The sequence below is a fragment of the Exiguobacterium sp. SH1S21 genome (assembly GCF_004337175.1).
GTDB lineage: Bacteria > Bacillota > Bacilli > Exiguobacteriales > Exiguobacteriaceae > Exiguobacterium > Exiguobacterium aurantiacum_A.
This window is the reverse complement of record NZ_SJUY01000020.1, coordinates 1-4,298: the sequence shown is the minus strand read 5'-3', so window position 1 is coordinate 4,298 and position 4,298 is coordinate 1. Positions and strand designations below refer to the sequence as shown.

General features: G+C 41.3%; 3 protein-coding genes. 1 reads left to right on the top strand and 2 read right to left on the bottom strand.

The genetic code is table 11. The annotated features are described in order from the left end of the window. Nucleotides 1–757: MobV family relaxase (gene mobV / locus EVJ24_RS15030; RefSeq protein WP_131441799.1), on the bottom strand; the 757-nt coding region annotated here is incomplete at its 3' end. Between the two features lie 892 nt (nucleotides 758–1,649). Here mobV and EVJ24_RS15025 point away from each other — a divergent pair. Next, nucleotides 1,650–2,138 (top strand): replication/maintenance protein RepL, encoded by a 489-nt coding sequence (locus EVJ24_RS15025; RefSeq protein ID WP_131441798.1) that lies wholly within the window; start codon nucleotides 1,650–1,652, stop codon nucleotides 2,136–2,138. A 1,371-nt stretch (nucleotides 2,139–3,509) separates the two neighbouring features. Here EVJ24_RS15025 and EVJ24_RS15020 read toward each other — a convergent pair. Further along, nucleotides 3,510–4,298, bottom strand: a 789-nt coding sequence (locus tag EVJ24_RS15020) for a hypothetical protein (protein ID WP_236637690.1), incomplete at its 5' end; no start/stop codon positions are given.

The window sequence follows — 4,298 nt, the reverse complement described above, 5'->3', positions numbered from 1 at the left end:
TTTTTTTTCCGTACCAAGTCCGCTTCTGCTGATACTCGACGCTCTCAATCTCCTGGATTTTTTCAAGTGCAGCCGTTTTGCTCTCAATCTCCTGATTCAACAGATCGACGTGCTGTTTCGTGTACTCAAAGTCCTGTTTCGCCACATTCTCAGCTTCTTGGGACTTGAGCATCTTGTACGTGGCCGTCTCAATATGCTTCGCTTTCGACCCTTCTTGGCCACGCTCGATCTCAAATCCTTCACGCTGCAGGACTTTTGGCAGTTCATCCTGCAAATACCTTAGTTCATTTCGGTTGAAGACGTTCTTACTCTGCAGTTTCCCTTCTCTCATTGGCACGATAGCGACGTGAGCATGAGCGCCAGCGCCCCTCGTCTCATCGTAGTGCGCAATCGAATAGAGTACGTTTTGTTCCCCATACCGCTCCTTGAAGAAGTCCGTAGCGACCTTGAAGAATCGGTCTTTCTCGCCCTGATCCAGTTTGTCGAAGAATTGTTTGTCCGATCCAATGATGAATTCGTTGTAGAAAACCGCATCCTTTCTCAAAGCGCGACCACTGACATTTTGGCTTTCATACGTCTGTTTCCATTTTTTCATGAAGTTGATCGGCTCGGGGTTCACGAAATCACGATTAAGATGTTCCAGTGACTTGTCGATGTCTGGGTTGGTCTTACTCTCAGATTCTCGGAGGTTATGGATCTGATAACCACGGACGTCATTTTTCTTCACTTTTTTCATTTGGCAGACGAGTTTTGACATGGGGTGGGGTGCTCCTTTTTCGGTCGGATTTTTGATATAGTATAGCGCACTATACTTTACTTCGTAAAGGTGCGCTCTCCGAGGGCAAAGACGTGCCGTCTAACGACGGGTGATGCGCTGCATCACAAAGTCAAGAAATCGACTCCCCAACCCCTCGATCCCGAGGGGCTCCCTCGCCGGGAGGCAGGTTTCGCCGTGGGAACGGCAAAACACAAAAGAGGGTGGATCGTGTAGTGCGTCAACTCCTTATGCTCACTCGCAAGCTCGTTCCGCTACCGTTGACCCACCTCAGACGCCCATATTTCGCTTCTGAGGGGTTTCCCCCTTCTCCGCTCAATAAAGGACGGCTCCACGCCGTCCAAGCCCTCAGAATCGGTCTGAGGGCTTCTAATGTACTTCCGCCCTTGAACTCGGCCCTTCCATCGTTTGGGGGCTGGTATCGGGCGGGGGCATGTGGGGGTTGACCCCCACAGGTCTTGTCGATCACGACTGCTGCAATATCAGTCGTACTTGAACGACCCAACGAGCGATTCCGGTCAGTACAATATTCATTCCGAGCCGTCACCTTAATACCATCGTTTGGTTGCTTGGCTCGGTGCCAATCACCAACTGACCGGAATTTTGAAGGGCAAGGGTGAAAGGGTGGAGATTTTCGTAAGAAAATACGACCCGTCCCTTGCCCTTTAAAAAGCGCCCTTGATTATAGAAGAGAGTGTTTTTTATAAAAAAGTAGTAAAAACCCTTATATATCAATGGTTTTTACGTTTTTGTTTGTACTGATGAATCGTTACATTTGTACCGAAATATCGTTACAATACAACTGATTCAATCAGAACATATTGACAGAGTTATTTGTGACATATATATTGATTTTAGAAGGAGGTGGAAGAAATTGAGTGATGAAAAGAAAAAGTTCGATAAAAACCTTGAATACCATTCAGATACCCAAACTTTACTAGGAACTAAGCAAAAGATTTATATTGATGCGGAGACTGGTGAAAAGATCCATGCAGAACAAATTACTAAAAGAGCATACGGTCAAAAGCAATTTTGGAAGATCTATCTGATGGATTTTTTGCAAGTTCTAGGAGTTCTCGACAGTAAACAAGTTGATGTTTTTGTTTACATATTAGAAAATACTGAACAAGCAAATAACACCTTTATCGGAAGCCAAAGAGACATCGCCACAGCTTGCGGTGTATCTCTTGATACCGTCTCTAGAATCATGAAAAAGCTTCAAGAAAACGGATTTGTAAAACAAATCAAACGAAGTGTTTATCAAATCTCTCCAAACGTAATGTTAAAGGGATCAGAGCACAAAAAGAGTCTTCTCTTAAATTACTATGACGATAGTACCGAGGAAGACGAAAAAACAGAATAAACGTTAAAGTGCGATTGCAAGGCACTTTAACAACAAAAGGAGCACCTGAAATCAGGTGCTCCTTTTGTTGTTTCAATTTTTAACGACTTCTCGAATGAACAATACATTAGGGGACCAGTCACACTGATCCACAAAATTCTAATCATAAAAGAGGTAGCCGGCGCTACGCGCCATCTTTTTTTGACTTCTTCGTGTCTATACATTTGTCGCTGCGCGACCGGAGGACATTTTGAAGAAAAAATTTCGTCCTTATTTATTTTCGGAAAAACCCGCAAAAATGACCTATTGAACGGTTATTAAGAGTGGAGCCGAAAATGAGGACGCCATAAAAACTCAAAAAGGAGGTTAATCACATGGTAAATGGATTAAATGATAACCAGATACTTATCAAAATAGCTTACTATCAGCTATTTTTCTCGGCAGCCCAGTTGGCACTCACACTATTAGGGCAATAACAAAAAGAGCCACCTGAGCAAGGGGCTCTTTTTGTTTGCCTTATTAGTAACCCCCTTATAGAGGGTTATTTAGAGTTATCAGGGGTGATCATGGGTCATCTCAGGTACTTATCGGACCTTGTCCGACATTGTCTGACCATGATAGGATGAAATTAAGATATGGATAACTATTAGTTATATTTCTTAACAAGAGCAAAGGCTCAAACGTTGCAGCGTTTAAGCCTTGGTTATCAGAATGCTCTTAAAAATTGTCTAACTCTGACTTATTCGTCAGGGTTTTTTTGTTTCCGAAGGAATTGTTCCTTTGGTCAAGAAAGTCCAAAATACTATCAACGCCATCGGATCAATTGTCATCTCGAAAATGATTTGCAAGTTACCATCCTCCTTTCCACAGGAAGATGCATTCTGACTGCTCCATCTAATTATACTTGGACTAGGTTTAGGAATAAAAGGGGGGGCATGGCAACAATCAAGCACCCACTGGCAACAATATGCCAATATTGACCGTTTCATGCGATTTGAGATGGGTTATGAAACAAAAAAAAGTCACATGACGTGGCAGAAAATTAATAAAAAACGTTCAAAAAAGACCCTTTTGCTTAATGCTGAGGGTCTCTTTTTTTGAAATACTTTCAACACTTTCTTATTTTTTTCAAAAAAACATTGGTAAAACGCTCTTTAGTCGCCTATATATACGGACGTAATTTTTGAACTCCAAAATGCATAAAAGGATTATAGGTACTTTTTTGATATTAAAATTAAAGGGGGTTGGAACATTGAAAAGAATGGATGAAAATCAAATTCTTATTAAGATTGCTTACTGGCAACTTTTTTTTTACAGTTGGTCAGTTTGTATTAGGTTTCTTAATTTATCTTGCAAATTAAAAAGCGGGGGGCTACGCCCCTCATTTTTGATTTATCTTTCCAATTCATTATCCTTGTCTTTAGATTTACCTTTACGATCTGCTTCCTCTACAAAATCAGCGTAGATTCCGTTTGCTCGCTTCTCGATTTGCTTCTTATCATCCAAAAAAGGAACAACTTTATCTCGTGCATTATCACGCAACCATTCTCGAGTTGCTTGATATACAGACTTTCTTGCATATCCTACTGCTTCTAAAACCAACTTTCTTGTAGTTTCCTGTACTAGGTCTTTCATCTTTTTCATTGTTTCTTTCAAAGCTAAAATCCGTTCTTTTAACTCCCTAATCTCTTTCTCTTTGTCCCAAACCTCACCTTCCAACCAAGCTACATGATGCTTAGTAACTTCAAGTTCCTTAGAGAGGAAACGATTTTCCTTCTCCAATACTTGAATTTTCGAAGAGTCTTTTTCTCGTTCAATACTCATTTTTTCAGCTATAACCCGCTCAATATCTGTTTTATGACGATGAAGTTCCAATCCTATTTTATGATTTTGATCCGCATAACGATTCTTTTCCTTCTGCAACTCGTTATATTTTCTTTCAAGAACCTGGTTATCCCGTTGGGCACTAGCCACTTCGATTTTTAACTTGGCATGATCCTCTGCTAACTGCTTCAATTGCACAAAATCTTCTTGATCGACCACCACTTGATCCGTTTTTTTTCCGTACCAAGTCCGCTTCTGCTGATACTCGACGCTCTCAATCTCCTGGATTTTTTCAAGTGCAGCCGTTTTGCTCTCAATCTCCTGATTCAACAGATCGACGTGCTGTTTCGTGTACTC